24 protein-coding genes are annotated in these 26,603 nt (G+C 70.8%); 9 read left to right on the forward strand and 15 right to left on the reverse strand.

Features of this window, described 5'->3' with window-relative positions:
- Positions 1-43 precede the first annotated feature (43 nt).
- On the forward strand, positions 44-1,231 hold the full coding sequence (locus tag AC4PMY_RS05385; protein WP_071262411.1) for a 2TM domain-containing protein: 1,188 nt from the start codon (positions 44-46) through the stop codon (positions 1,229-1,231).
- A gap of 69 nt (positions 1,232-1,300) precedes the next feature.
- On the opposite strand, the gene purF is transcribed toward AC4PMY_RS05385, so the two are convergent.
- The 3 genes from purF to AC4PMY_RS05400 all read right to left on the reverse strand — a co-directional run bounded on the left by purF (position 1,301) and on the right by AC4PMY_RS05400 (position 4,419).
- Positions 1,301-2,758 carry an amidophosphoribosyltransferase gene (gene purF / locus AC4PMY_RS05390; protein ID WP_064294208.1) on the reverse strand — a complete coding sequence of 486 codons (1,458 nt, stop codon included), beginning with the start codon at positions 2,756-2,758 and terminating at the stop codon, positions 1,301-1,303.
- A 72-nt stretch (positions 2,759-2,830) separates the two neighbouring features.
- Entirely contained in the window at positions 2,831-3,943 is a 1,113-nt protein-coding gene (gene purM / locus AC4PMY_RS05395) for a phosphoribosylformylglycinamidine cyclo-ligase (protein ID WP_071262413.1), read from the reverse strand.
- On the reverse strand, positions 3,940-4,419 hold the full coding sequence (locus AC4PMY_RS05400; protein WP_071262414.1) for a DUF2273 domain-containing protein: 480 nt from the start codon (positions 4,417-4,419) through the stop codon (positions 3,940-3,942). The genes purM and AC4PMY_RS05400 overlap by 4 nt, the downstream gene beginning before the upstream one ends.
- 84 nt (positions 4,420-4,503) lie before the next feature.
- On the opposite strand from AC4PMY_RS05400, the gene zapE reads away from it, so the two are divergent.
- The gene (gene zapE, locus AC4PMY_RS05405) at positions 4,504-5,649 is read left to right on the forward strand and encodes an AFG1/ZapE family ATPase (protein ID WP_175484433.1); all 1,146 of its coding nucleotides are present in this window, start codon (positions 4,504-4,506) and stop codon (positions 5,647-5,649) included.
- Positions 5,650-5,656: 7 nt separating this feature from the next.
- Here the strand turns inward: zapE and AC4PMY_RS05410 are convergent, their stop codons facing one another.
- Together AC4PMY_RS05410 and AC4PMY_RS05415 are read right to left on the reverse strand one after the other, a co-directional pair.
- Positions 5,657-6,661 (reverse strand): NAD-dependent epimerase/dehydratase family protein, encoded by a 1,005-nt coding sequence (locus tag AC4PMY_RS05410; RefSeq protein WP_491622155.1) that lies wholly within the window; start codon positions 6,659-6,661, stop codon positions 5,657-5,659.
- A 76-nt stretch (positions 6,662-6,737) separates the two neighbouring features.
- Positions 6,738-7,103: a sterol carrier family protein gene (locus tag AC4PMY_RS05415; protein ID WP_064294203.1), complete on the reverse strand. Its 366-nt coding sequence runs from the start codon at positions 7,101-7,103 to the stop codon at positions 6,738-6,740.
- Positions 7,104-7,141: 38 nt separating this feature from the next.
- Here AC4PMY_RS05415 and purD point away from each other — a divergent pair, with 38 nt between their 5' ends.
- The 4 genes from purD to AC4PMY_RS05435 are packed head-to-tail and all read left to right on the forward strand — an operon-like array spanning position 7,142 to position 10,304.
- On the forward strand, positions 7,142-8,407 hold the full coding sequence (purD, locus tag AC4PMY_RS05420; RefSeq protein ID WP_491622156.1) for a phosphoribosylamine--glycine ligase: 1,266 nt from the start codon (positions 7,142-7,144) through the stop codon (positions 8,405-8,407).
- Between the two features lie 11 nt (positions 8,408-8,418).
- Positions 8,419-9,297, forward strand: coding sequence for an alpha/beta fold hydrolase (locus AC4PMY_RS05425; protein WP_491622157.1), 879 nt, complete (start codon positions 8,419-8,421; stop codon positions 9,295-9,297).
- A 57-nt stretch (positions 9,298-9,354) separates the two neighbouring features.
- Positions 9,355-9,804 (forward strand): MSMEG_6728 family protein, encoded by a 450-nt coding sequence (locus tag AC4PMY_RS05430; RefSeq protein WP_064294200.1) that lies wholly within the window; start codon positions 9,355-9,357, stop codon positions 9,802-9,804.
- A complete protein-coding gene (locus AC4PMY_RS05435; protein WP_064294199.1) occupies positions 9,804-10,304 on the forward strand; it encodes a 2'-5' RNA ligase family protein in 501 nt (166 codons plus the stop codon). The genes AC4PMY_RS05430 and AC4PMY_RS05435 overlap by 1 nt, the downstream gene beginning before the upstream one ends.
- A 29-nt stretch (positions 10,305-10,333) precedes the next feature.
- On the opposite strand, the gene AC4PMY_RS05440 is transcribed toward AC4PMY_RS05435, so the two are convergent.
- Entirely contained in the window at positions 10,334-11,908 is a 1,575-nt protein-coding gene (locus tag AC4PMY_RS05440; RefSeq protein ID WP_491622158.1) for a DHA2 family efflux MFS transporter permease subunit, read from the reverse strand.
- 90 nt (positions 11,909-11,998) lie between these two features.
- Complete coding sequence (locus AC4PMY_RS05445; protein ID WP_064294197.1) at positions 11,999-12,640, reverse strand: PadR family transcriptional regulator; 642 nt, start codon at positions 12,638-12,640, stop codon at positions 11,999-12,001.
- Positions 12,641-12,734: 94 nt separating this feature from the next.
- On the opposite strand from AC4PMY_RS05445, the gene AC4PMY_RS05450 reads away from it, so the two are divergent.
- Entirely contained in the window at positions 12,735-13,673 is a 939-nt protein-coding gene (locus AC4PMY_RS05450) for a phosphoribosylaminoimidazolesuccinocarboxamide synthase (RefSeq protein ID WP_064294196.1), read from the forward strand.
- Between the two features lie 13 nt (positions 13,674-13,686).
- On the opposite strand, the gene AC4PMY_RS05455 is transcribed toward AC4PMY_RS05450, so the two are convergent.
- From AC4PMY_RS05455 to AC4PMY_RS05485, 7 genes are all read right to left on the reverse strand, one after another.
- Positions 13,687-14,391, reverse strand: coding sequence for a hypothetical protein (locus AC4PMY_RS05455; RefSeq protein ID WP_139205499.1), 705 nt, complete (start codon positions 14,389-14,391; stop codon positions 13,687-13,689).
- 211 nt (positions 14,392-14,602) lie between these two features.
- Positions 14,603-15,730 (reverse strand): zinc-binding dehydrogenase, encoded by a 1,128-nt coding sequence (locus AC4PMY_RS05460; RefSeq protein WP_064294194.1) that lies wholly within the window; start codon positions 15,728-15,730, stop codon positions 14,603-14,605.
- Positions 15,731-15,749: 19 nt separating this feature from the next.
- Entirely contained in the window at positions 15,750-16,550 is an 801-nt protein-coding gene (locus tag AC4PMY_RS05465; RefSeq protein ID WP_231884278.1) for an HAD family hydrolase, read from the reverse strand.
- Positions 16,547-17,809, reverse strand: coding sequence for a TIGR03364 family FAD-dependent oxidoreductase (locus AC4PMY_RS05470; protein ID WP_491622159.1), 1,263 nt, complete (start codon positions 17,807-17,809; stop codon positions 16,547-16,549). The genes AC4PMY_RS05465 and AC4PMY_RS05470 overlap by 4 nt, the downstream gene beginning before the upstream one ends.
- Positions 17,806-19,563: a phosphonate ABC transporter, permease protein PhnE gene (phnE, locus tag AC4PMY_RS05475; RefSeq protein ID WP_491622160.1), complete on the reverse strand. Its 1,758-nt coding sequence runs from the start codon at positions 19,561-19,563 to the stop codon at positions 17,806-17,808. Before phnE ends, AC4PMY_RS05470 begins: the two co-directional genes overlap by 4 nt.
- The gene (gene phnC, locus AC4PMY_RS05480; RefSeq protein ID WP_491622161.1) at positions 19,563-20,558 is read right to left on the reverse strand and encodes a phosphonate ABC transporter ATP-binding protein; all 996 of its coding nucleotides are present in this window, start codon (positions 20,556-20,558) and stop codon (positions 19,563-19,565) included. Before phnC ends, phnE begins: the two co-directional genes overlap by 1 nt.
- A 138-nt stretch (positions 20,559-20,696) precedes the next feature.
- Positions 20,697-21,617 carry a phosphate/phosphite/phosphonate ABC transporter substrate-binding protein gene (locus AC4PMY_RS05485; protein ID WP_491622162.1) on the reverse strand — a complete coding sequence of 307 codons (921 nt, stop codon included), beginning with the start codon at positions 21,615-21,617 and terminating at the stop codon, positions 20,697-20,699.
- Positions 21,618-21,879: 262 nt separating this feature from the next.
- On the opposite strand from AC4PMY_RS05485, the gene AC4PMY_RS05490 reads away from it, so the two are divergent.
- Positions 21,880-23,025: an alpha/beta hydrolase gene (locus AC4PMY_RS05490; protein WP_491622163.1), complete on the forward strand. Its 1,146-nt coding sequence runs from the start codon at positions 21,880-21,882 to the stop codon at positions 23,023-23,025.
- 58 nt (positions 23,026-23,083) lie between these two features.
- The gene (locus AC4PMY_RS05495; protein ID WP_491622164.1) at positions 23,084-24,514 is read left to right on the forward strand and encodes an alanine--tRNA ligase-related protein; all 1,431 of its coding nucleotides are present in this window, start codon (positions 23,084-23,086) and stop codon (positions 24,512-24,514) included.
- Between the two features lie 13 nt (positions 24,515-24,527).
- Here the strand turns inward: AC4PMY_RS05495 and AC4PMY_RS05500 are convergent, their stop codons facing one another.
- A complete protein-coding gene (locus AC4PMY_RS05500; protein WP_083397454.1) occupies positions 24,528-26,579 on the reverse strand; it encodes a bifunctional lysylphosphatidylglycerol flippase/synthetase MprF in 2,052 nt (683 codons plus the stop codon).
- Positions 26,580-26,603 lie beyond the last annotated feature (24 nt).

Genomic DNA, 26,603 nt, shown 5'->3' on the forward strand with positions numbered 1-26,603 from the left:
TCGGCAAATGGAGTTCTCACTGGGCGGAGACTAGCCTGGACGGATGAACACCGACGAACTCCGCGTTGCCGCCAAGAAGCGCCTGAAGGCGCAGCACGATTTCAAGCAGTTTCTCGCCGTCTGGGGTGCGGTCTCCGTCCTCCTGATCGTCATCTGGCTCCTCACCGGCGCCTGGGGGTACTTCTGGCCGATCTGGCCGATCTTCGTGATGGGCATCGCCCTGGTCTTCGTCGGACTCGACGCCTACGGTCCGTCCAAGCACATCACCGAGGACGCCATCGACGCCGAGGTCGCGCGCCTCGTGAACCAGCAGCAGCAGCGCGCTGCCGCTCGCGAGGCCGCCTCGCAGCCGAACCCCACGCAGGCACCGTACGCCGGTCAGAGCGGTTACGAGCAGCACCCCTACCAGGCGGGCCAGACCGGCCAGGCGCCGGTGTACGACCCCGCACAGTACGGACAGACCACCGCTTACGACACCTCGCAGTATGCCGGTGGCCAGACGGGCGGATACGGCACGACGCAGACCCAGCAGGGCTCCCAGGCGACGCAGCAGTACGGCGCCCACCAGGCACCGTCGACCGAGGCTCCGACCGCTGAGGCTCCGGCCGCGGAGCCCACCTCGGACTGGGTGCGCGCCGCCGAGCCCACCCCGACCGAGCAGTTCGCCGCGGTCTTCTCCGGCACCGACCGCGCGCCCGAGGCCGCCGCCGCAGCGAACACCTCCGCCGAACCGGCCGAGTCGATCGTCCTGGAGTCGACGTCCACCGGCGACGCGGAGACCGTCGCAGCCGCCGCCGACGAGACCGAGGCGCGCCTCGCGAGCGACGAGACCGGAGCCGCAGACACGACCGGACGCGACGAGACCGTGTCGGCCACCGCACCGGCCGCGGCCGTGAGCGCGCCACGCACCTCGACCAGCCGGTCGACGACGACGCGTTCGACGACGGCTCGGAAGCCCGCCGCGAAGACGACCACGGCGACGGCCGCGGGGAGCACCGTCCGCAAGACGAGTTCGACGCGCGCCACCACCGGTTCGACGACGCCCAAGGCGGCAGCGGCCAAGACCACGACGCCGAAGACCGCAGCCGCGAAGGCACCGACGACGAAGACGACGGGCGCCGCAGCGAAGACGGCCACCGCGAAGGCACCGGCGAAGCCGCGCACGACGAAGCCGAAGGCGGCCCCCGCAGCCACGCCGGCGCCGCTCGAGCAGCCCGGTGCGCCGGAGTAGCAGTCGGTTCCTGAACGACGAAGCGCGCGATCCCCTCGGGGCTCGCGCGCTTCGTCATTCAGGCAGGGCTCAGGAGAGCTGCGAGCGCTCCACCCACTCGAGATACTCCTCGGAGACCGTACCGGTGACGTACTCGCCGGTGAAGCAGCTCATCTCGAGGTCGCTGATGCCGGAGCCCTCGAGGATGGCGGCCTTCATGTCGGCGACCTCCTGGTAGATGAGGTTGTCAGCGCCCAACTCACGCGCGATGTCGGGGATCTTCTTACCGTGTGCGACGAGCTCCTGGCGGGACGGCATGTTGATGCCGTACACGTGGGGGTAGCGGACCGGCGGTGCGGCGGAGGTGAAGGTCACCTTGTTGGCACCGGCGAGACGCGCCATGTCGACGATCTCCTTCGACGTCGTCCCGCGGACGATCGAGTCGTCGACGATGAGGATGTTTTTGCCCTTGAACTCGGAGCCCATCGCGTTGAGCTTCTGACGGACGCTCTTCTTGCGCTGCGCCTGGCCCGGCATGATGAAGGTGCGCCCCACGTACCGGTTCTTGTAGAAGCCCTCGCGGTATTCGATGCCGAGCTTCTGCGCGACCTGCATGGCCGCTGGACGGGAGGAGTCCGGAATCGGCATGACGACGTCGATGTCGCCCATCGGCGTGTACTCGGCGATGGTGTCGGCGAGCCGGTTGCCGAGACGCAGCCGGGCCTCGTAGACCGAGATGCCGTTCATGACGGAGTCGGGGCGCGCGAGGTAGACGTACTCGAAGGAGCACGGCACGAGCCGCGGGTTCTTCGCGCACTGCCGCGAGTACAGCTCACCCGACGCGGTGATGAAGACGGCCTCTCCCGGGGCGATCTCACGGACGATCTCGTAGCCGCCGGCTTCGAGGACGAGCGACTCCGAGGCGACCACCCAGTCGTTGCCGACCATGCCCGTCTGGCGCTTGCCGAGGATGAGCGGGCGGATACCGAACGGGTCGCGGAAGGCGAGCAGGCCGTGACCGGCGATGAGGGCGATCGTCGCGTAGGAGCCCTCGACCCGCTCGTGCACGTTCTCGACGGCGTTGAACACCTGGTCGGGATCGAGGTCGAGGCCGCTGATCTGACCCTGCAGCTCCGTCGCGAGGACGTTGAGCAGCAGCTCGGTGTCGCTCGTGGAGTTCACGTGACGACGGTCGACGTGGAACAGGTCCTTGCTGAGCTCGCGCGTGTTCGTGAGGTTGCCGTTGTGGATGAGCGTGATGCCGTAGGGCGCGTTCACGTAGAACGGCTGCGCCTCGCTCTCGTTGGCGGCGTCGCCCTTCGTCGCGTAGCGCACGTGGCCGAGGCCCATGTTGCCGAGGAGCGAGCGCATGTCGCGGGTGCGGAAGGCTTCACGCACCTGGCCCTTGGCCTTGACCATGTGGAAGGTGCTGCCGTCGGCGGTCGCGATGCCGGTGGAGTCCTGACCGCGGTGCTGGAGGAGCAGGAGGCTGTCGTAGACCTGCTGGTTGGCAGGCTCGGTTGAGACGATGCCGACGATGCCGCACATGCGTGGGGACTCCTTGGGGTTCGTGCTGGGCGAGTGGCGGAACGGAGGAAGGTGGGCCGGAGAGCGGTGGGACTAGTCGCGGTAGGCGCCGACGAGGCGGACGGCGCCGCCGTCGACCCCCTTGGCACCCTGTTCGAACGCGCTGAGGTCTGCGGCGTCGTCGCCGAGGTGCACGGTGCCGACCTGCCAGGTCGCGATCCCGTCGGCCTCGAGGGCGGCCGTGACGCCGTCGGCGACCGCCGGCGAGACGACGGCGAAGAACCCGACGCCCAGGTTCCAGGTGCCCTCGCTCGACTCGAGCGAGGATCCGGCCAGCTCGCTCAGGGTGCGGAACACCGGTGACGGGCTCCAGGTGGAGCGGTCGACCTCGGCCCAGGACCCCTTGGGCAGGACGCGCGCGAGGTTGGCGGCGATCCCGCCGCCGGTGACGTGGCTGAGCGAGTGGACGCCACCCGCGAAGGCCGGGGAGTCGAGCAGCCGCAGGAGGGGCAGGGTGTAGAGCCGCGTCGGCTCGAGGAGGGCCTCGCCGAACGTCGTGCCGAGCTCGTCGCTGTGGTCGGCGTACCCGACGCCCGCCTGGGCGAGGATGTGCCGCACGAGGGAGAAGCCGTTCGAGTGCAGGCCCGAGGAGGCGAGCGCCAGGACGACGTCGCCGTCCTCGACGCGGTGCTCACCGAGGATGGCGTCGGCCTCGACCGCACCGGTGCAGGCGCCGGCGACGTCGTAGTCGTCGACCCCGAGGAGTCCGGGGTGCTCCGCGGTCTCGCCGCCGATGAGCGCCGTCCCGGTGTCGGAGCAGGCCCGGGCGATGCCCGCGACGATGGAGGCGATGCGCTCCGGGTGGACCTTGCCGCAGGCGATGTAGTCGGTCATGAAGAGCGGCTTCGCACCGACCACGACGATGTCGTCGACGACCATGCCGACGAGGTCCTGGCCGATGGTGTCGTGCTTGTCGATGGCCTGGGCGATGGCGACCTTCGTGCCGACGCCGTCGGTCGACGTCGCGAGCAGGGGCCGACGGAAGGCCGTGAGGGCCGAGGCGTCGAACAGGCCGGCGAACCCGCCGAAGCCGCCGAAGACCTCCGGGCCGTGCGTCTTCGCGACGGCGGCCTTCATGAGCTCGACGGCGCGGTCACCGGCCGCCGTGTCGACACCGGCCTCCCGGTAGCTGGTGGATGAGGTCATGACCGTCCTGAACCTTCTGCGATGGGTGGATTCGGGGGGCCGGACTCACCTGGCTCGGCACTGACGGAACCGGTCGGTTCCGCGTCGGCCGCGGGGGTCCCGGCTGGATGCACGTCAACTCTATCCGCTGCGACGATCCGCGTCCGTCGCGCCATGGAGCGGTCGATAAGGAGACCGACGACGAGGGCGATCGCGCCGAAGACCACGACGCACACGAGCAGGAGGAAGCCGAACACCTGGGTGAGCGAGTAGTCGGCGCTCCCCGGGAATGCGAAGGTGAGGATGAGTGCGGCGATGACACCGACGAAGGCACCGATGACGAGGAACCGCCAGTAGCGGGGTGACCGGCGCACCGAGACCGAACCGGAGGAGTACACGGTCGCGACCTCGGTGTCGGGCTCGGTCGAGGGCGTCGGACCGGTCGGTTCGGATGGGTGCTGAGCTTCCGGTGCTGGCTGCCCGGTGGCGTCTGTCATGCCTCCATTCTCCCCCACGATCCTGGGCATCGTGAACCGATGGTGAACGGCCGCGGTCGACGAGCAGACGGGTACGATCGAGCGGTGGACACGACGGGGACCGAGACGACCGATCCCGCTCCGATCCCTCCCGGCGACGCCCTGCTCTCGGCGGTCGAGTCCGCCGCCGCCGACGCCGGGTTCACGCTCGAGCCGGAGCAGCTGGAGGTGGCGAGGCGCCTGGCATCGCTCCGGATCGCCGACGATCGACCCGCACACCTGTACCTGTGGGGTGCGGCCGGGCGGGGCAAGACCTGGCTCCTCGACGCGTTCTTCGCAGCGCTCCCGACGCAGCGGAGGCGTCGCGTCCACTTCCACTCCTTCTTCCGCGGGCTGCACGCCGCGATCCACCGGGTCCGCGCGGAGGCCGCCGACGCGGCCCGCGCGACGGGCGAGCCGGGCGCCGCGTCCCGGGCGGCGGCGGGAGCGGTGACGAACGCGGTCGAGCAAGCCGTCAACGAGCTGCTCGCCGACGTGGACGTCGTGCTCTTCGACGAGTTCCACGTGCACGATCCCGGCGACGGCACCCTCATGATCCGACTGCTCGACGCCCTCTTCGCCCGACGGGTGACCCTGTTGACGAGCTCGAACTTCCGGCCGCAGGACCTCCTGCCGGACCCGGCGTACCATCACGTCTTCGAGCCCGGCATCGCCCTGATCGAGGCGAACATGCAGGTGCTCGAACTCGCCGGCTCGACCGACCACCGTCGCAGTTCGCCGGTCAGTCACCGCGGCGGCTTCGCCCGTGGCAGCTGGTCCATCGCCGGCGAGGCCGCGGACGCCCGCCTCGCGACCCTCGGCCTCCATCGACCGGGGCCGGGCGAGGCGACGACGTTGACGATCAGTGGCCACACGTTCCACGCGGCCGCCGCGCGCGACGGCAGGGTATGGTTCGCCAGCGCCGAACTCATCGAACGTCCGACCTCCGTGGGCGACTACCTCGCCTGGGCGGCGGACTACGACCGGTGGGTGCTCGACGCCCTGCCCGAATCCCATGCCCTCACCAGGGAGGCGCGCGCCCGGTTCGTCCTGCTCATCGACGCCCTGTGCGATCTCGGCGTCGAACTCCACGTCGTGGCCGCCACCGACCGGGAGACCTTCGTGACCGACCCCGCCCTCGGGCCGGGCGGCTTCGCCCGCGACGCGGTCAGGACGCGCAGTCGGCTCGCCCTCCTCCGCGAGGTCCGCTGACAGGCGCTCAGCTCCCGGCGAGCACGGCCCGCTCGAGGGCACGGTCCAGTCCGACGACGGGGCGGTCCGGACGCTGCGGCGCCACACCGCCGAGGGCCTGCAGCCAACCCCAGGTGTCGGCGACGGTCTCGGCGAGCGGACGCCGACGGAGACCCGCCGCGAGCGCACGCGAGACGTCTCCGTGATGCATCGCGTCCGCGTGGGGTCCGGTCGGAAGCCAGACGGGGAGCTGGGTCCAGGGTTGGATCCCGGCCGCGAGCACCCGCTCCTGATCCACCCAGCGGAGGGTCGCGCCTGACCCGGTTGCGGCGATACAGGCGTCGAGCAGATCGCCCAGCGTGGCCGCCCGCGGCTCGCTCACGACGTTGAACGCACCACTCGCGCCCGTCGAACCGGCCGTGAGGAGGAAGGCCGCGAGATCCCGCGCATCGATGTACTGGATGGGGTCGGAGGCGGCGCCGGGGGCGAGCACCGCACCGCCCTCGGCGATCCGCGCCAGCCACCAGGGAAGCCGCCCGATGTTCTCGTGCGGGCCGAGGATGAGGCCCGCTCGCACCAAAACCGCTCGGTCACCGAACGCCTGCACGGCGGCCAGCTCACCGCCGCGCTTGGCACGGGCGTAGTCCGCGAAGCCCTCGTCGTGCGCCGATCCGTCGACGACCGGCGCGTCCTCCGAAGCTCCGGCGGGAAGCGGGTCGGCGTAGACGGAACGGCTCGAGACGTAGACGTAGCTCCCGACCCGGTCGGCCAGCAGCGCGGCCGCGTCGCGGACGGCGACCGGAGCCCATGACCAGGTGTCGACGGCGAGGTCCCACGACCCGACCCGGAGCGCGTCGAGTCCGCCGGGCAGCGTCCGGTCGCCGTGCAGCACGCTGACGAAGTCCGACGGGGAGGACCGGTTCGTGCCGCGATGGAAGACGGTGACCTCCCAGCCGGCGGCGACGGCCTCGTCGACGACCGCTCGCCCGACGAACTCCGTCCCGCCCAGGACCAACAGCCGTTTCGTGCTCATGCCTCCATCACAGCGCACGAGGCGGTGATGCACCACCCCGGTTCGCTCCCGGCAGCACGCGGAATCCCGCCGAACGTCAGCGCGGCAGCAGCAGTGGCACGAGGCCCGTGAGGTCCGCGCGTTGGCCGGACGCGTGCACCGTGCCGCCGGCCATCGCCGTGGTCCAGTCGATGCGGCCTGAGGCGAGGGCGAGCCAGGTCGGCGCATCCATCTCGATGACGTTCGGCGGCGTGCCTCGGGTGTGGCGGGGGCCCTCGATGCACTGCACCGCGCCGAACGGCGGCACCCGCACCTCGACGGTGTTGCCGGGTGCCCGCTCGACGAGGAGCTCCAACAGGTAGCGGACCGCGGTCGCCGTGTCCGTGCGCGATGCCGGTGCGTCCCCGAGTGCCTGCTCCAGGGCAGCGCGACCGACGGCGTCCGTGATCCTGGGTCTGGCCATGCATTCGAGGCTAGGCCATTGCGCCTTAAGCTAGACGGGTGAAGATCCTCGTCCTCGGTTCCGGTGCTCGCGAGCACGCCATCATCAAGGCTCTCCTCTCCGAAGAGGCCGGGCACCACATCATCGCCGCCCCCGGCAACGCGGGCATCGCGGGCGACGTGACCGTGGTCGGCATCGACCAGGAGAACCCCTCGATCGTGCGCGACTTCGCCCGCGACGAAGCAATCGACCTCGTCGTCATCGGGCCCGAGGCCCCGCTCGTCGCCGGCGTGGCCGACAAGCTGCGCGCCGCCGGCATCCCGGTCTTCGGCCCCAATCGCTCGGCGGCCGCGCTCGAGGGCTCGAAGTCCTTCGCGAAGCGGATCATGGACGAAGCCGGCGTGCCCACCGGTCGCGCGGTCCGCGCCGAGGACCTCGACGCAGCGATCGCCGCGCTCGACGACTTCGGTGCCCCGTACGTCGTCAAGGCCGACGGCCTCGCGGCGGGCAAGGGCGTCCTCGTCACCCACGACCGCGACGCGGCCATCCAGCACGCCACCAACTGGCTCGGCTACGGCGGCGTCCTCGTCGAGGAGTTCCTCGACGGCCAGGAGGTCTCCCTCTTCTTCATCACCGACGGCGAGACGGTGCTCCCGCTCTCCCCCGCGCAGGACTACAAGCGACTGCTCGACGGCGACGCCGGCCCGAACACCGGCGGGATGGGCGCCTACTCCCCGCTGCCCTGGCTCGACAACCGCTTCGGGAGCGAGACGGCCTTCGTCGACGAGGTCCTGGAGACCGTCGCCGTCCCCGTCGTACGGCAGCTGGCGTCGGAGGGCAACCTGTTCCAGGGGCTCCTCTACGCCGGGCTCATCCTCACGGAACGCGGAATCCGCGTGATCGAGTTCAACGCACGTTTCGGCGACCCGGAGACGCAGGTCGTCCTCCCCCGGCTCGTCACCCCGCTGTCGGCGCTCCTGCTCGGCTCGGCCACCGGCACGCTCGACCAGCAGCCACGGCCCGCGTTCGCCGAGGCGAGCGCGGTGACCGTGGTGCTCGCGAGCCAGAACTACCCCGAAACGCCTGTCACCGGCCGGAGCATCACCGGCCTCGACGCCGCCGTCGCCGTCGAGGGGGTCCACCTCGTCCACGCGGCCACGGCCGACGTCGACGGTGGCCTGGTCGCCACCGGCGGCCGCGTCCTCAACGTCGTGGCCCTCGGATCCACGTTCCCGGAGGCACGCGGACGTGCGTACGAGGCGCTGTCGCGCATCGAACTCGAGGGCGGTCAGTACCGCACCGACATCGCCGCACGCGTCTCCTGATCGCGGCCCGGATGAGCGCAGCAGCGGGAACCGGGTCGTCGGCCGTCGTCGAGAGTCACGACGGCACCAGGCTGCACGTGGACGTGATCGGCGACGACGCCTTGCCGCCCCTCGTCGTCCTCGCCGGCGGTCCGGCGCGTCACCCGGCCTACCTCGGTGATCTCGCGGGCCTGAGCACCAGGCGTCGCCTCATCCTGCTGCACCAGCGCGGGGTCGGACGGTCCGAGAGCGGGTCGTCGACCGCGGCGGCGAGCTGGCCGGAACTCGCCGCGGACGTCGAGGCCGTGCGTCGCTGGCTGGACGTCGACCGCCTCGAACTCCTCGGGCACTCCGCCGGTACCCGCGTCGCCGTGAGCTACGCAGCGCGCTACCCGCACCGGCTCGACCGCCTGTGCCTCATCACGCCACCCGCCACCTGGCTCGTCGACACGGACGACGACAGCGCGGAGATCATCGCCCGACACGCGGCGGAGGACTGGTATCCCGGCTTCCTCGAGGCGCTGCCCGAACTGCTCGCGGCCCCGGACTCCGCGTCGGGGAACCGCTTGTTCCCGGCGGTGGCGCCCATCGCCTGGGGCGAGTGGGACGACACCGCCCGCGAACACGAGCGCCTGGGCGCCTGGCACCCGGCCGCGCAGGACGCGTTCGTGCACACCCCCACGATCGACGAGGTCGAGGACATCCGCGACGCCCTCCGAACCGTCACGGCACCCGTGCTCGTGGTCGCGGGTTCCGAGGACGGCCTGACGGGACTCGCGCCCGTCGTCGCCCTCGCGCAGCGGTTCCCCCTTGGCCAGGCCATCGTGCTCGACGGGTGCGGACACTACCCCTGGGTGGAGCAGCCGCGATCCTTCGCCGCAGCCGTCTTCCCGTTTTTCCCCGTCGACTGAGGCGGTCCAGGACCGCAAGCCCTGTCGACGGGCGCTGCCGCCGTGTTGACTGGGAGGGTGCAGACGTTCCTCCCCTACCCCGACTTCCTGGCGAGTGCCGAGGTCCTCGACGACAAGCGGTTGGGCAAGCAGCGGGTGGAGACGCTGCAGGTGATGAAGGCGCTCATCGTCCCGGGGTACGGCTGGCAGCATCATCCGGTGACGGCGATGTGGCGAGGGTATCGGCCCGCGCTCATGGACTACCAGGTCGCCACCTGCGCGGTCTGGGTCGGCCGAGGTCACGCCGACACCTGCCTCGAGAAGACCCTGCTGGCACTCGCCGACGCCCCGGACGACTTCGGAGCCTACGAGGCGGACGACTTCGAGCTGCCGCCGTGGCTCGGGCGGGCCGACGTCCATCGCTCCCACCGGTCCAAGCTCCTCGCCAAAGCGCCGGAGCTCTACAGCGGCATCTTCCCCGACGACCCGGCGACGCTCGACTACGTCTGGCCGGTGCCGACCGACTGATGACGGACAGTATCGACGTGACCTTCGACGACGAGCTCGACGCGGCCGTCCGGGCTCGATGGCGTGCCCTGGCCGAGGCCGGCCTGCCGAGCTTGTCCACCCATCAGGGTGCCAGCAACCGTCCGCATGTCACCCTGGCCGCCGGGGCGACGCTGGAGCTGCAGGGACGACCCGACTTCCGACCGTTCCCCGTCCGCCTCGGCGCCCCGCTGTTCTTCCCTCGTCGGTCGGGCGCGGTCCTCGCGCTCGGTGTCGTCCCAGGGGTGGCTCTGCTCGAGCTGCACGACCGGATCGCCGCGCTGGTCCAGGGCGCCTTCGACCACACTCGGCCGGGGTTCTGGACGCCGCACGTCACGCTCTCCCGTCGGCTGACCCGGGAGCAGACGGCCACAGCGCTCGACACCTTGGCTGCGATCGGCCCGTACCCGGACGGACGGGTCCTCGGCCTCCGATTCTGGAACGGCGGCACCAGGACGGTCAGCGACCTCGTCGATCCCTGAGCCGACCCGGTGTCGTCGCTCCGAACGCGTCACTCGGCGGCTGCGCGACTCGCCGCCTCGGCCGCTGCGGTCGCTTGACCGTGCTGGGTCTCCGGGGTCGACCAGGACGCCGCCTTCGGCTTCTGGAAGAACAGCACCACGACGGCGCCCACGAGCGCCAACGCTGCGGGCAGGAGCAGCGACTGGGCCATCGCGGTGGTGAAGCCGGCGTGCAGGAACTCGGGCAGCTCGCCGCCCGTCACCTCGCTCACGCCTCCGGTCGCCCCACCGGGAGCGGCGGGCAGCTCGGCCGCGAGACGTCCCTGGATGAGCGCGGCGATCGCGGCGCTGCCGAGGACGGCTCCGATCTGACGGGTCGTGTTGAACACACCTGAGCCGGCGCCGGCCTGGTGCTGCGGGAGCCCTCGGGTAGTGAGATTGGAGACCGGGCCCCACATGAAGCCGTTGGCGAGACCGAGGACGGCGCTCGGGAGGAGCAGCAAGAGGATCGGCTGCTCCGGCGTGAGCAGGATCGAGTACCAGCCGAGCGCAAGGGCCAGCAGGAGGAGCCCCGCGAGCGCGAACCACTTCGGGTTCACGCGGTCGATCGCCCGCCCGACCACGGGCGCGAGGCCGGCGGAGAGCACGGCCATCGGGACGAGCATGAGCGCGGACTGCGTCGGGGTCAGGCCGCGGACGGTCTGGTAGAAGAAGACGAGCGGCAGCGACATGCTCGTGATCGTGAACCCGATCGTCGAGATCGCGAGGTTGCCGACCGAGAAGTTGCGATCGCGGAACAACGCCAGCGGGAGCAGCGGCTCACCCTTCATGACGGCCTGCCACACGACGAACAGGCCGAGGACGACGACGCCGGCGATGACGAGACTCCGCACGGTGATCGGACCGGTGATCGTGCCCCAGTCGTAGCTCTGGCCCTCCTGGATGCCGAACACGAGGAGGAACATCCCGAGTCCGCTGAGGACGACCCCGAGCACGTCGAACCTGTGCGGGTGCGTGGCGAGCGCGGGGACGTTGCGCCAGACCATGATGAAGCCGATGACACCGACGGGCACGTTGATGAAGAAGATCCACTCCCACCCGAAGCCGTCGACGAGCACGCCGCCGAGGATCGGGCCGACGAGCGTCGCGACACCGGCGGTCGCTCCCCAGAGACCCATGGCCGCGCCACGGCGATCCGGCGGGAAGATGCGCGTGATGACGGCCATCGTCTGCGGCGTCATGAGCGCCGCACCGAGACCCTGCACGACGCGGGCGACGATGAGCATCTCGATGGAGCCCGACAGGCCGCACCAGAGCGAGGCGAGGGTGAAGACGACGAGACCGGTGAGGTAGAGGTTCTTCGGGCCGAAGCGGTCGCCGAGACGACCGGTGATGAGCAGCGGCACGGCATAGGCGAGCAGGTAGGCGCTCGTGACCCAGATGACGTTGTTGATGTCGGTGTCGAGGCCGCGCATGATCGCGGGGTTCGCCACGGACACGATGGTCGTGTCGATGAGGATCATGAAGAAGCCGATGACCAAGGACCAGAGCGCCGGCCAAGGGCGCACGGCCCCCTTCGCAGGAGACGGGACGCCGGCGGGCGGCGGCGTGGGGGATGCGGACATGATGTCCCTTTCTGCATGGAGGACGGGTTCGCGTTCGGGACGCGAGGATGAGCGGGACCGCCGGCCGGACTGGTCGGTCGTCCCGGAGGTTCACGGGGAGGGTGTCGGCTGAGAGGACACGGGCGGGGTCGCCGCCTGCTCGTGGAGTGGCGCACGGGTCCCCGGCACGTGCCAGGCGAGTGCACCGTCGGCGATCTCGGCGAGGAGCGATTCGAGGTGGGCGATCTCGGCGCGCACCATGGCGGCCGAGTAGGGGACGTTGATCCAGTACACGCGCGGGATCCCGCGTTCGAGCGCCCACGTCATGCGGCGATCGAGGTCGGCGAGCTCGGCCTCCTGCCGGAGGATACGGGTCTCGAGCAGCATCCGCACCTCCTCGGCGCCCAGTTCGTGGGCCTCGGACAGCGCGAGCCCGAGCTCCGGGTACTCGTTCGTGGGGGTGCTGAGCAGCTCGCGCAGCCGCTCCCCCAGCAGGTGCCGACCGAGGTCGGTGATCTCGAACGTGGTGCGCTCGGGACGGGCTCCCTCGCGGTCGGTCCCGGAAGCGAGCACGAGGCCGTCGGCCTCGAGTCCGTAGACGGCGCGGTAGAGCGAGCCGGGACTCACCTTGACGACGCGGTCCTCCTGCCGGTGGAGCGCGAGTTGGTACATCTCGTAGGGGTGCATGGGTCGCTCGGCCAGATACCCGAGCGCGGCGACGGCGAGCGGACCGAGCGGCTTGACCTTGCCCATGACTCCCACCATCGTTCCGCTCGAACTATTCCACATGGAATATACGCTGCCGTCGACGCTGACGCAAGGCCGACGATCGGCCAGAGAGGAGGCCATGCGCGATAATGAACGAGTGAGCGCACCCTCGGAGACCAACGCCTGGAACCACGTCTACTCGGGCAAGGTCCGCGACCTGTACGAGCCGGCCGCCGGCCCCGACGACCTCCTGCTCGTCGTCGCGAGCGACCGGGTGAGCGCCTTCGACCATGTCCTCGAGCCGGGCATCCCCGGCAAGGGCGATCTGCTCACCAGCCTGAGCCTCTGGTGGTTCGACCAGCTCCGCGAGGTGCCGAACCACCTCGTGCCCGATCATGAGCTCGACGCCGCGGGCGTCGCGGTGTCCAGCATCCCGGTGGAGTTCGCCGGGCGCGCGATGCTCGTCAGGAAGCTCGACATGTTCCCCATCGAGTGCGTCGTCCGCGGCTACCTCACCGGCTCCGGCTGGAAGGAGTACGTCGCGAACCGCACCGTCTGCGGCATCCCGCTGCCCGAGGGTCTGCGCGACGGCGATCGCCTGCCCGAGCCGCTGTTCACCCCCGCGTACAAGGCGCCGCTCGGCGAGCACGACGAGAACATCTCGTTCAGCCGCATGGTCGAACTCATCGGCGAGGACGACGCGGTCGCACTGAAGGACCTGTCACTCGGCATCTACGAGACGGCATCGCTCACGGCGGAGCGTCACGGCGTCATCCTGGCCGACACGAAGTTCGAGTTCGGCCGCAACCCGGCGACCGGCGTCATCACGCTCGGCGACGAAGTGCTCACCTCCGACTCAAGCCGATACTGGGACCGCGACGTCTACCTGACGAGCGACGACCCCACCGCACGGATGGCGAGTTTCGACAAGCAGATCGTCCGCAACTGGTTGGCCCACAACTGGGACCAAAACGACGCCTCGACGCCCACACCACCCACCCTGCCTGCCGAGATCGTCACGCAGACGGCCGCCCGCTACCGCGAACTCCTCGAGCGCCTCACCGGCACCGGTCGCTGATCGAAGGTACCGGTCAGCTCGTCTTCCGACGGGCACGGAGCCGAGCGCTGTCGGCCAGGATGGCCTGCGCATCGGGCAGCGGCCCCTCCGGCACGATGACACCCATGAGCGTGGCCGTCTTCTCGAGCGCGTCGCGTGCATCGTCGGCCGCGAGCCGTGCCTCGACGAGATCGCATGAATCGTCACTGCCCACCTCGCTGCGTGTGCCGCTGCGCTCCACGAGCTCCCGCTGCAGCCGCTCCGCAGTGGCGTACATGCGCGTCAGCGTCCAGAGCGAGGTCCACGGAAGGTCGTCACTCAGCCCGATGAGGTGATCGTTGAGCGGATCGATCCACCGCGACGGCTGGTGTCCGCCGTCCAGTCGGCGGCGGCGGTTGCGTCGCTCGGCCGACGCGAGCAGGAGGACGGCGACGAGGATCGCACCGAGCAAGGCGCCGACGACGTCGAGTCCGGGCGCCCAATCCGGGTCGAAGCCGGGGAGTGACACGGACGAGCGTTCGTCGTGCACGAGCCACCACTCGACCAGCACGCCCGCCGTCGCACCGAGGACGAAGCCCGTGAGGAGGAGGAAGGCACCGAGCAGGAGGGTGATCCTCCGCCGCAGCTGGTGACCGCGCTGCTGACCCTCGGTGAGCTCGCCTCGTTCCGCGAAGGGATCCACGACCATGAGGCGACCACCGACACGGACCACCCCGGGGTGGCGAGTCGTGACCGTCATGGCCCGAGGATACCCCACAAGGTGGGTCATGCGGCGGGATTCACGAGCCGAGATCGGCGGAAATCCGCGGCGGATCGACCGCGGTGGCCCCCGGAATGGGGGCGCCCGAAGGGGTCACGCCGCCTTGGCGGGCCGTCGCCGAGCCGTCGTCGGGACCCCGCCTGGCTCATCGGACGATCCGCGCCAGGTCGAAGCGCACCCCGTGGTCCGTTCAGGGTCGTACCCCGACGCGCGGGAAGGTGCCCGACGCGGCTGCGGCGAGCGCGTCGTCGACGTCCTGCAAGGGGAACTCCGGGCCGACGAGTTCGGCGAACGGATACCGACGCCACGCACCGGTAAGGAAGTCGACCGCGCGGGCCAGATCCCGCGGTCGGTAGTTGTGTGCCCCGCGCACCGTGAGGAGGCGTCGGACGATGCGTTCGGCGTCGATGCCGAGCGGTGCACCGGGCGACACACTGCCGACGAGGACAGCTGTTCCACCGATCGACAGCGACGCGATGGCGGCGTCCACGGCACGGGCGTCGCCGGACATCTCGATGGCGACGGGGAAGCCCTCCACACCCGCCGCGAGGTGTGCGGCGTCGAGGTGCTCGGCGGCGCCGATCGTGGGGTCGACCGTCGCGATGGCGCCGAAGCGGCCGGCGAGCAGCCGGCGGGCGGGGTCCGGATCACTCACGACGACGCGCGCCCCGGCATCGGCCGCCATGGCCGCGACGGTCAACCCGAGCATCCCGGCGCCGGTCACGAGCACCGCCGTGCCGGGCAGGTCGTGCCCGGCCGCATCCAGTGCGGCGATCGCGGTGGCCGTCGCGCAGGACGCGGGCGCGAAGACGGCGGCGGGCGGCGTCTCCCCCACGATCACGATGGCCGTGCCCTCGAGGAGTTCGACGTGGGTCGCGAACCCGCCGCTCAACTCCCAGCCGCGGTGGACCCGGTCGTGCCCGTACTTCGCGAGCCTGCGGCACTTCTGCTCCAGGCCGGCGGAGCAGCGATCGCAGACGCCGCAGCTCACGACGACCGACCACACGACCCGCATCCCAGCGACGAGGACGGTGCCGTCCACCGCGGTGACGGGTCCCCCGACCGCCACGACGCGTCCCACCTGTTCGTGCCCGAGGACGAGCGGTGTGGCGGCGTCACGGTGCCCGAGGACGGTGTGCACGTCGGAGCCGCACACGGTCGCCAGTTCCACCTCGACGAGGACGTCCCCCGGCCCGAGCGTCACCCCGGGCACCGCCATCGCCTGGTGCGGGTGCCCAGGCCCCTGCCAGACCATCGCGATCGGCGACGGTCTGATGAAGACGTCGTTGCCCTCGTGCGCGGTGAGCGTCGTGTGCATGGTTCCCCCGGTCGGTCGTTCAGTCGAGACCGAGCAGCGCGGGCAACTCGGCGATGCTCGTGATGATCTCGTCGGCGCCCGCCTCGAGCAGCGTCTCCTCGTCGTGCGCTCCGGTGAGCACCCCGACGACGAGCCCGGCGCCGGCGTTCACCCCGGACAGCATGTCGCTGGCCGTGTCGCCGACGACGACCATGGTGTCGACGGCGCTCGCACCGAACCGGAGGAGCGCCGTCAGCGGCAGGTCGGGCGCTGGACGCCCTCGGCCGGCGTCGGCGGGCGACAGGGCGTCGTCGGCGAGTTCGGACCACCCGAGGCTCGCGAGGAGCGCGTCGCGCGTGGCGGGGGCGAACCCGGTGGTGAACACGACGCCCACGCCGAGCTCGCGGAGCCGCCGCACCGTGTCCTCGGCTCCGGGGATCGCCTCGACGCGCCCCTCGCCGACGAGGCGCTCGTAGGCCGCTTCGAAGGTGGCGTTGCCTGAAGCGGCTCGAGCCTCGTCGCCGTCGGTCAGCATGAGGAACACGTCGAGCTTCGACTGGCCCATCGTGTCGCGGACGAGCTCGATGGCCGCGTCGAGCGCGTCCTCGGTGTCGATGCCGATCGTCTCGGCGGCGACGCGGAAGGCGTCCTCGACGACGCCGTCGTCCGAGACCGTCGTCCCGGCGAGGTCGAGGACCACCAGTTCGAGCAGGAGGTCCTCCTCGTGCGCGTCGTCGAACCCGTCCTCCAGCTCGTCGAGGTCGTCGAGGTCGGTCTCCACGTCGTCGACGGGGTCGGGAGCGGTGGTGCTGTCCTGCTGGGATCGATCGATGCTGGTCACGAGAGGCCTTTCTGAAGGTGGGCTGATGCGGCGCGGACACTGGTCGGCTGCGCCGGCGAGAAGGTCGGGCCGAGGTGCTCGGCGACGGCCAGCTCGCCGAGTGCGGGTCCGGTCGTCATCCCGATGCCCGTCGTCGCGGCGACCACGCGGACGCCCGGGGTCGGTTCGTCGATGAGCAACTCCTCCGGGGCGGTGGCGTAGACGCCCTGCCAGCGTTCGAGGACGTCGAGCCTCGTCCCGAACAGCGCGCTCCCTGCCCGGAGGAGTTCGTCGAAGGCGTGCTCGGACTGGAACGGGGAGACCGCCTCGCCGCGGCTGTGGGTGTCGCCGAGGATGATCGAGCCGTCCGGCAGCTGGGTCGCCATGAGGTTGACGTCGAGCGAAGCGAGCCCGGGGTGGTCCTGCTGCAGTCGCTCCCGGAGTGCCGGGATGGCGGGCGAGTCGGCGAATCCCGCGTAGCGCAGGAGCGACCACCCGGTCAGGAGCGGCGCCGGCATCGGCATCGGGAGCTCGGCGCGCACCCGGACCATGTCGAGCGCGCATCGACGGACGACCGCCCGCTCGGCCAGCTCGGGCAGCAGCGTGTCGATGTCGTGGTTCACCGCGACCACGGTGAGGCCTGCGGCGATGACGCCGCGGCTGGTGTCGACGAAGCCGGAGCGCAGTCCGGTCACCGTCGTCCGGCGCCGGAACTCGACACCGCGGCGTTCCAGGTACGCCGTGACGGCGCCCAGGGCCTGACGCGGATTCACCTGGAGATCGCGTGGCAGCCAGGCGCCGCCCACCACGTCGTCGGCGCTGATCGGCACCTGCTGCAGGAACTCGGCCGCGTCGTACAGGCGGACGTCGGCCGCGGCACCCGCCTGAGGACGGGACGCCGCGAAGTCCTCGAGGACGCGCAGCTCGTCGAGGTGCCGGGCGACCACGTGCGTGCCCGAACGCCGGACCCACAGCCCCGCGTCCTGCTCGAGTCGCTGCCAGATCTCGGCCGAACGCGCGGCGAGGCGAGCGGCGAGCCCGGCCTGCGGCGTCGCCGCCAGATGGCCGAAGTTCCGGACCGATGCACCCTGGGCTTCGGCCGAGCGTTCGACGACCACGACCTCGGCACCGGCGTCAACGGCGGCGAGCGCCGCCGACAGCCCGACGATGCCGGCTCCGACGATCACGACGTCGGCGCGATCGGCCGAAGCACCCAGCGAGCCGACGCCGAGGCCGACCCGCGCCGCCGACACCCCGCCGCTCATCCGTCGTCCGTTCACGAGAACACCCTCCGCATCCACATGGCGATGCCCTCGACGACGAGGACCACCGCGAGGATCATCAGCACGATGGCGGTGACCTGGTCGTAGTTCCCGCCCTGGTCCGCCTGGATCAGGTAGTAGCCGATGCCGCCTCCGCCGACGATGCCGAGCATGGTCGCGGCGCGGATGTTCGTGTCGAGCGTGTAGAAGGTGTGCCCGACCAGTGCGCGGGCCCCCTGCGGGAGGGTCGCGGCGGCGTAGACCTGCGGCCGGGTCGCACCGACGGCGATCAGCGCCCGTTCCGGTCCGGGCGCGACCTCCTCGAAGGAGTCGGCGATGAGCTTGCCGAGGAGGCCGATCCCGCAGATGCCGAGCGCGAGCGTCCCCGCCTGGGCACCGAGCCCGGTGACGACGATGAGCAGGATCGCGAGGATGAGTTCCGGGATGCCGCGGATGCCGACGAGCGCGAACCGGGCGCCGGTGCGGACACCACGGCCCGGGGCGACGTTCCGTGCGGCGAGGGACCCGATGACGATCGAGCAGACGAGGGCGATGAGGGTCGCCGCGAAGGCGATCGCGACGGTCTCGAACATCGCCTCGACCATCTGCTCCGTCGTGCGCATGCCGAACGACGGCGGCCAGAGACGGGCGAGGACGTCGGGCGCCTTCGCCCAGAACGTCACGAGGTCGCCCCACTGGATGTCGGACACGACGACGCCCCAGGCCACGACCGCCACGGCGAGCCAGGCACCGACGGTGTCGCGGACGCGGGCCGGCGTCCAGGGTCGCTTCGCTGCAGCGGCGATCCGGGACTCGGCGCTCGGAGCAGCGGTCGTCCGACTGCTCCCATTCACCGCGCGACGCGCGTCCCGACCCGCGGCCACCCGACGCACGACGCGGTCACCGAGTCCGCGTCCGGTCGACTGCACCCCGAGCATCACGGTGCGCACGGTGCTCGACACGATCTCCATGACGACGCACAGCGCGAAGATGACGATCGCGAGTCCGATGCCGAGCGAGTAGTCGAGTGATTTGAACGCGAGCGACAGCTCACGGCCGAGGCCGAGGACGCCGACGTAGCCGAGCAGGACCGAACCGCGCAGGTTGATGTCGCCGCGGTGGAGGACCGTGGCCACCCAGGACGGCAGGACCTGCGGCAGCACACCCGAGGTGAACTCCTGCAGCTTCGAGCCGCCGGCCGCCCGGATCGCGAGTCGCGGCCCTTCGTCGACCTGCTCGATCGCGTCCGCGAAGAGCTTCGAGATCATGCCGACGGAGTGCAGCCCGATCGCGATGATGCCGGGCAGCGAGCCGAGCGAGAACATGAGCACGAGGATCATCGCGATGACGACGTCCGGCACAGCACGGCTGAGTACGCCGATGAACCGACCGACCGCGCGCCAGGCCGGTCCCGGGGTCGTGTTGGCGGCTGCGAGGTAGGCGACCGGAATCGAGAGCACCGCAGCGAGGACCGTGCCGGAGATCACGATCCCCAGGGTCAGGGCGGTGAGCGACAGCAGTTCCCCGGGCGGCGGGAACGTGATCGTCCCCACCCGGTTGAAGAAGTTGACCGCGTTGCCCCAGCTCGCCACCATGTTCGGGATCGAGATCCCGACCTCGAGGAGCGAGTAGACCGAGAACGCGAGCAGCGCGACGAGCGTGAGCACGGCGGCGATCGTCTGCGGGCGGAGCCGACCGACCGGGACGGGTCCGGAGAGTCCGGGCGGGCGGTCGGCGGGCGGTGCCGTCTTCGCGGGCGCGGTGACGACCATCAGCGGGTCCTGCCAGGTCGACGGAGCTCGTCGGGCTCGCGGCCGTCGACATCGGCGTCGAACTCCCACTCCGGGTCGTCGGGGAGTTCGTCCTCGCCCACGCGCTCCTCGACGCCGAGCAGGCCGCGGAGGTCGTCGTCGGGGTCGCCGAGCAGCTCGTCGGTCTCCAACTCCACGGCGATCGCCTGCAGCTCACGGGTGCTCGTCGCGACCCGGCCGTAGATCTCCATCACCTCGGTCTTCGAGAGGCCGTCGGTCGTGGTGTCGAGGACCACCTCGCCGTGACGGAGACCGACGATACGGTCGCCCCAGGAGAGCGCGAGGTCGACCTGGTGCAGGCTGCACACGACGGTGAGTCCGCGGTCGATCGCGATCTCGCGGATGAGGGCCATCACCTGCTCGCTCGACTCCGGGTCGAGGGAGGCGACGGGCTCGTCGGCGAGGAGGATCTCGGGGTCCTGCATCAGCGCTCTGGCGATGGCGACGCGCTGCTGCTGACCACCGGAGAGGGTGTCGGCGCGCTGGTAGGCGCGCTCGAGGAGCCCGACGCGGTCGAGGTGGCCGAGCGCCTTCATCTTCAGGTTGCGGCCGTAGCCGAGGATGCCGAGACGTGGTCCGCGGACGCCCGCCAGCGAACCGGTCAGGACGTTCTCGAGGACGGTGAGCGACGGGACCAACTCGAACTGCTGGAAGACGAACCCGACGCGGGCGCGGAGCCGGCGCAGGGCGCGCTGCCCGAGGGCCGGCACCTCGTCGCCGAGGACCGAGACGGACCCGGCGGTGGGCCGCTCGAGACCGTCCAGGTGACGGAGGAGCGTCGACTTGCCGGATCCCGACAGGCCGAGGAGGACGACGATCTCACCGCGACGGATGTCGAGGTCGACGCGCTGCAGGGCGACCGTCCGGTCGAAGCGCTTCGTGACCCCGCGGAGACGCACGAGCGGTTCCGCTCCGTCGGGTGCGGTGTGACGCGCCTGCTGCTCGGTGACGCTCATGGCTGCTGCCTCTCGTGAGGTTGGTGGTGATGCGGACGTCGCACCGCGACGGGCTCGGTGACCGGGAACCGGAGCACCGGTCACTGCCCTTCGACAAGCTCAGGAACCGCTTGTCGAAGGGCGGTGCCGGTGCTCAGATCAGGCCTGGCACTGCTTGGCGTTGGTCTTCTTGCAGATGTCGCGGATGGTGTCGTAGTACGCGTCGTCGACCGGCGAGGTGCCGTAGAAGGTCGCGCGGAAGGCGTCGCTGTCGGCGCTCTTCACGCCGGAGTCGATGATCTGGTCGATCGTGACCTCGGAGAGGGCCTTCTCGAGCTTCTCCTTCACGTCGGCGGGCAGGGAGTCGGACTCGACGATCGGCGCACCGGGGACCATCGTGCGGTCGATGACCTTCACGCCGTCGTTCTTCTCGACCTCGGAGTCCTCGGCGAAGCCCGCCTCGCACTCGACGCCCTCGGCGGTCTTCGTCACCGAGACGTCGTGCTTGCCGGCGAAGACCGGGGTGATGTCCTTCTCGGGGTCGATGCCGGCCTCGAGCAGGTTGTAGCTCGGGAAGAGGTACCCGGACGTCGAGGACGGGTCGACGAAGCAGACCTTCTTGCCCTTGAACTCCTCGATCTTGGTGATCGACGAGTCCTTCGGGACGATCGCCTCGGAGTAGTAGCCCGGCTCCTGCCCCTCGACGGTGATGATCGACGAGATCGGCGTGATCTTGGCCCCGTTGTTGAGCGCGGTCACGTAGGTGAACCCGGAGAAGGACGCGACGTCGATCTTGCCGGCGACGGCCGCCTCGATGAGGGCCGCGTAGTCGGTCGACTCGTGGTATTCGACCTTCTTGCCGGTCTCCTGGGCGATGTAGTCCATGAGCGGCTGGTAGTTGGTCTGCGTGTCGACCGAGTCGGGGACGACGCCGAAGACGAGGGTCTGGTCGTCGACCGCGAAGGTCCCGGCCGCGGCTGAACCGGTGTCGGTGGCGCTGGCGCTCGAGCAGGCGGCCAGGCCGATCGAGAGGAGGGCGGCGGCGCCGAGCGCAGCGACGCGGGTGAGGGAGAGCTTCATGTGCTGGGACGTACCTTTCAGAAGGACCGATGCACCCGCCCGCTCCGCGCGTGGCTCCGGTGGAGCGGAACCGCGAGTGACCGACGCGGGCACTGCTGTGTGCCGTACGTGTGATCACGCTACGAGCGGCACCCGAACAGGGCCGGGCCTCCCGGTGAACAGGAGGTGAAGCCGCGCGGAAGGATCGATCGGGCAAGCCACGGTCGTCGTCTGCCGAGCCCGCCTAGACTGCTGGGATCCGCCCATCCGAGCAGCAAGGCAGGTGAGTCGTTTGCCTCTCGACCCGATCTTCGCCGAACGAGCGCGGACGCACCGCGCCTACCTCATCTCGACCGCACTCGAGCAGGCGAAGGCCTTCTTCCTGCGGCCGAAGACGACCACCGTCGCGCGCCCGAAGCCCGCTCCCGCCGCGGACCCGAAGGCGACCTCCCCGAAGGCCACCGGACCGAAGGCGAAGCCCTCGAGCCCGACGGCGAAGGCCACCACCGCCGCACCCCGCCGCAAGAAGACACGCGCACAGCACCGCAAGGCCGCGCGGAACTGGGACAAGAAGGAGCTCGCGACCGTCGGCGTCCCGGGCCCGGAGCTGCGCATCGAGGAGCACACGATCCCGGTCGCCGGCTTCCCCGACGTCCGGATCCGGCTCTATCACCCGCCCACGGCCGACGGAGACCGGGCGGTGCCCGCGGTCCTGTCCTTCTTCGGTGGGGCGTTCCGCATCGGCGGGATCGACTACCCGACGACCGACGCGGGGTTCCGTCGTCGGGCGGCCGACGCCGGCGTGGTCATCGCCGCCGTCGACTACGCGCTCGCTCCCGAGCACCGGTACCCGACCCAGCTGGAGCAGGCCCACGCGGCGCTCGAGTGGCTGTTCGCCCAGGCCACGACGCTCGGGATCGACACGGGGCGGATCGCCGTCGCCGGGGTGTCCGCCGGCGGCAGCATCGCGGCGGCGCTCACGCTCGTGAACCGCGAACGCGGCCGGCTGCCCATCCGACTCCAGCTGCTCGAGGTGCCGGTCACGGACCTCACCGGCGGCCACATCGACCTCCGTCCCGTGCGGGAGATGGGCATCCCGAGGATCTTCGCGATCAAGGAGCTGCGCTCCGTGGCGAAGACCTACCTCCTGGACCGACGTCAGGCGAAGGAGCCGCACGCGTCGCCCCTCCTCGCCCGGTCGCACGCGGACCTCCCCCGCGCCGTGATCCTCACGGCCGAGTACGACCCCCTCCGCGGTGACGGCGCGGCCTACCTCGCCGCGCTCCGGGCCGACGGCGTCGACGCGAGCGGGACGATGTACCTGGGCGCGACGCACGACACCCCGATCTTCGGCGGCGTGCTCCCTGCGGCCCGCCGCTGGCACGACGACGTCGTGACCGCCCTGCGGTCACTCCACGACGCGGACTGAATCGGGTCGCCGCGCCCACCGGCTTCCCCTCGGACCGGAAAGCTGGGATCGTGTCGGCATGGACGCCCACGACATCCGGAACGCCTACCTCGACTTCCTCGAACGGAACGGCCACGCGTTGATCAAGCGGGCTCCGCTCGTCCCGCGCGGCGACACGAGCACCCTCTTCAACGGCAGCGGGATGCAGGCGCTCCTGCCGTACCTCCTCGGTGAGGATCACCCCGACGGACGGCGGTTGACCGACAGCCAGCCGTGCGTCCGGGCCCAGGACATCGAGGACGTCGGCGACAACCGGCACACCACCTTCTTCGAGATGCTCGGCAACTGGTCGCTCGGCGACTACTTCAAGGAGACGCAGATCCGGCAGTTCTTCACCTTCCTGGTCGACGTCGTCGGACTGGATCCGGAGCGGATCTCCGTCACCTGCTTCATCGGCGATCCCGCGAACGGCATCCCGCGCGACGACGAGGCCGCCTCGATCTGGGCGTCGGTGTTCGCCGAGCGCGGGGTCTCCAACGGGATCGCGGAGATCGGCTCCCAGGCCGACGGCGACGCCCGCGGGGTGCGGCCCGGTGAGCGGATCTTCTTCTACGACGGCGGCGAGAACTGGTGGTCCCGCGGCGGGTCACTCGAGGGCACCCCGATCGGCGACCCGTGCGGCCCCGACAGCGAGGTGTTCTACGACTTCGGCCCCGAGTACCAGGACCCGTCGTACGGCCTCGCGCATCCCGCGAGCGACGGCGGACGGTTCATGGAGATCGGCAACCAGGTGTTCATGCAGTACCGACGGCGCGAGGACGGCTCGTTCGAGGAACTCGCCAGACGCAACGTCGACTTCGGCGGCGGCCTCGAACGCATCGCCGCCGCGTCGATCGACTCCGACGACGTCTTCCGCATCTCGCTGCTCTGGCCCATCGTCGAGCGCCTCGAGGAGCTCACCGGGAGACGCTACGAGGATGAGACCGCCGCCATGCGCATCATCGCCGACCACCTCCGCGGGGCGACCTTCCTCGCGGTCGACGGTGTGCGTCCGTCGAACAAGGAGCAGGGCTACGTCATGCGACGACTGCTCCGACGGGCGATCAGGCTGGCGCTCTCGCTCGATCTGCACGAGAACTTCTTCGGCGAGATCGTGCCCGTCATCGCCGGGTTGTACGCCGACGACTACCCGGAGGTGGCCGCCGCCCGCGACGAGGTCGTCGCCGTCCTCGTCAAGGAGGAGCAGTCGTTCCGGCGCACGCTGGGCGCAGGGCTCCAGATGGTCCAGGGGTACGCCGGACGGGTCATGACGGGACACGACGTGTTCCGGCTGTCCGACACGAACGGCTTCCCGAAGGAGCTGACCATCGAGGAGGCCGGGCGCCTCGGCATCGAGGTCGCTTCCGACTGGGAGACGGAGTTCGCCGCCGCCCTCGCCGAGCAGCGAGCGCGGTCCCGCGGGGCGACGCACCTCGGCGCAGCGGGACTCCCGGGCGGCGACACCCCCTGAGGGTCGGCCTCGCTCAGTCGCGCTTGAGCATGTCGATGCCGGCGCCGGCGAACTGGCGGAGGGTCGCGTCCGGGAGGAACGCACGGGTGAGCGCCGCCGCGATCCGCGTGAGGTCGCCCTCGTCGCGGTACAGGAGGTAGATCGGCTCCGATCGCGGGTTGAACTTCTGCTTGAACCGGTGGAGGGACGAGAAGCCGTACACGGGCTCCAGGATGCCGCTGAGCTGACCCAGCAGGTGCGCGATGCGGCCCTCGTCGTCCTCCACCCGGTGCGCGAGCGGCGCACCCGAGAGCGAGAGGATCTGCGCGCCCTCCTCGGCGAAGACCTTGGCCGAGGAGGCGATGAGGAACTCCATGACCGAACCGAAGCCCTCCTCGCGGCGCCGCATGAGGTCGAGCGTCCAACCGCGGTGCTCGCCGTCGGGGCCGAAGACCGGGAGCCAGCTGAGGAAGCCGTCGACGTCGCCGTCCGGCGAGATCGCGAGTGCCAGACGGACCTCCGGGTCGTCGGCCTCCTGCAGGGTCCCGAGGGTGAACCGCATCTCGGGCAGGCCCTTGTCGCCGACCCAGCCCTCGGAGATGGCGCGGATCTGCTGCCGGACGCCCCAGGTCTCGGCGGCGTAGGTGCTCATCCGGAAGACCATCCCCTCGCGCTCGGCCTTGTTGAGCGCCGTGCGGATGTTCGACCAGGCCTTGCCGGTGAACGCGAGACCGGGAAGGTCGACGATCGTGTCGTCCGCGATGATGAGGTCGCGCCATCCCTCGGGCATCGCGTCCTTCGTCCCCTGGCTGGAACTGAAGAAGCACGGGATGAGGGAGTCGCGCTCGGCCGCCTGGACGAACTCCGCGACGCTCGCCCGCAGGTGATCCGGTGGGCCGAGCGGGTCGGCCAGCACGATCGCGACACCGGCGTGCTTCTGGTAGGGCACGAGGCCCACCGAGGTGCGGAAGTACTCCATGCCGTCCCACGTGGCCATCCAGGAGAGCGAGCCGCCGCCCTCGGTCCGGATGAGCGCGCGGGCGTCGTCCGCCGACGGCAGGTCCTGCTGCTGCTTGCGCCCGACGCCGAGCTGTCGGCGTCGGTGGGATGAGAACGCGCTGCGGGTCGCGACGAGGTAGACGAGGAAGGCGAGCCAGAGCACCGACGTCGCCAGGAACACGTCGGTGTCGCCCCAGTCGATCGGGAGGTCGGCGGGATCGAGCGGCGACAGCGCCAGGTACAGGACCGCGACCAGGACGTTGAGGATCGCCCAGACGACGCTCAGCACCCACGCCCAGCGACGACCGAGCCGCAGGCCGTTGGCGACGACGATGATCACGACCGTGTCGATCGCGACGTCGAGCCACGGGCCCTCCGCCGGAGCGGTCGGACCGAACGGGCCGTTGGTCGGCACGAGCAGGGCGACGATCTGGACGACGCCGAGGGCCACGCTCGTCGTGAACGCGAGCAGTCGGCGCTCGCGCACACTGGCCCGCTGGATGCGGAAGGAACGGTTCACCGCGAGGACGAAGAGCACCGCGAAGGCGTGCTCGAGGTCCGCGAGCGACCCGATGAAGAGGACCCCGATCGCGGCGTAGGACGCGACGATGATCCAGCCCCGCTGCCGCCACGGAGAGGCGAAGAGCGACACGCACGCGGCGAAGCAGGCCATCGTCCCGCCGGAGGGACCGACGTCGAGCATCCCGGCGAGGCTCGTCGCCCACGGCCAGGGCAGTTGACTCGCGGCCCAGAGGAACCCGGCGGTGGCGAGGACGGCGACGAGCTGACCGGCGGCGAAGGTGATGAGCGCGACCTTCGATCCCCGCCACCACTCCAGCAGGCCGACCCAGGCGAACCCGATCACCGCGAACACGTAGGCCCACGGCTCCACGACGAGGAACGTCCCGGTGACGGGAGTCCACCAGCGCCCGGCCTCGAAGGCGGGCAGGCCGTAGGCGACCGCGTCCCACCACGGTTGCGCCGTCGTCGACTCCCAGAGGCCACGCCCGACGACACCCACGACGAGGACGACCAGCACCAGGGCGATCGTGACCGGCACCCGGGCGACCACCGTTCGGATCCTCATGCGCGCCGCCCCCTTCGTGGTTCC

This window comes from Plantibacter sp. MDV22-iso1 (genome assembly GCF_058408345.1).

Coding starts and splice junctions, on each gene's coding strand:
- AC4PMY_RS05385 (WP_071262411.1), top strand. CDS start 44: ATGAACACCGACGAACTCCGCGTTGCCGCCAAGAAGCGCCTGAAGGCG.
- purF (WP_064294208.1), bottom strand. CDS start 2,758: ATGTGCGGCATCGTCGGCATCGTCTCAACCGAGCCTGCCAACCAGCAG.
- purM (WP_071262413.1), bottom strand. CDS start 3,943: ATGACCTCATCCACCAGCTACCGGGAGGCCGGTGTCGACACGGCGGCC.
- AC4PMY_RS05400 (WP_071262414.1), bottom strand. CDS start 4,419: ATGACAGACGCCACCGGGCAGCCAGCACCGGAAGCTCAGCACCCATCC.
- AC4PMY_RS05410 (WP_491622155.1), bottom strand. CDS start 6,661: ATGAGCACGAAACGGCTGTTGGTCCTGGGCGGGACGGAGTTCGTCGGG.
- AC4PMY_RS05415 (WP_064294203.1), bottom strand. CDS start 7,103: ATGGCCAGACCCAGGATCACGGACGCCGTCGGTCGCGCTGCCCTGGAG.
- AC4PMY_RS05425 (WP_491622157.1), top strand. CDS start 8,419: ATGAGCGCAGCAGCGGGAACCGGGTCGTCGGCCGTCGTCGAGAGTCAC.
- AC4PMY_RS05435 (WP_064294199.1), top strand. CDS start 9,804: ATGACGGACAGTATCGACGTGACCTTCGACGACGAGCTCGACGCGGCC.
- AC4PMY_RS05440 (WP_491622158.1), bottom strand. CDS start 11,908: ATGTCCGCATCCCCCACGCCGCCGCCCGCCGGCGTCCCGTCTCCTGCG.
- AC4PMY_RS05445 (WP_064294197.1), bottom strand. CDS start 12,640: ATGGGCAAGGTCAAGCCGCTCGGTCCGCTCGCCGTCGCCGCGCTCGGG.
- AC4PMY_RS05450 (WP_064294196.1), top strand. CDS start 12,735: ATGCGCGATAATGAACGAGTGAGCGCACCCTCGGAGACCAACGCCTGG.
- AC4PMY_RS05455 (WP_139205499.1), bottom strand. CDS start 14,391: ATGACGGTCACGACTCGCCACCCCGGGGTGGTCCGTGTCGGTGGTCGC.
- AC4PMY_RS05460 (WP_064294194.1), bottom strand. CDS start 15,730: ATGCACACGACGCTCACCGCGCACGAGGGCAACGACGTCTTCATCAGA.
- phnE (WP_491622160.1), bottom strand. CDS start 19,563: ATGGTCGTCACCGCGCCCGCGAAGACGGCACCGCCCGCCGACCGCCCG.
- phnC (WP_491622161.1), bottom strand. CDS start 20,558: ATGAGCGTCACCGAGCAGCAGGCGCGTCACACCGCACCCGACGGAGCG.
- AC4PMY_RS05485 (WP_491622162.1), bottom strand. CDS start 21,617: ATGAAGCTCTCCCTCACCCGCGTCGCTGCGCTCGGCGCCGCCGCCCTC.
- AC4PMY_RS05495 (WP_491622164.1), top strand. CDS start 23,084: ATGGACGCCCACGACATCCGGAACGCCTACCTCGACTTCCTCGAACGG.
- AC4PMY_RS05500 (WP_083397454.1), bottom strand. CDS start 26,579: ATGAGGATCCGAACGGTGGTCGCCCGGGTGCCGGTCACGATCGCCCTG.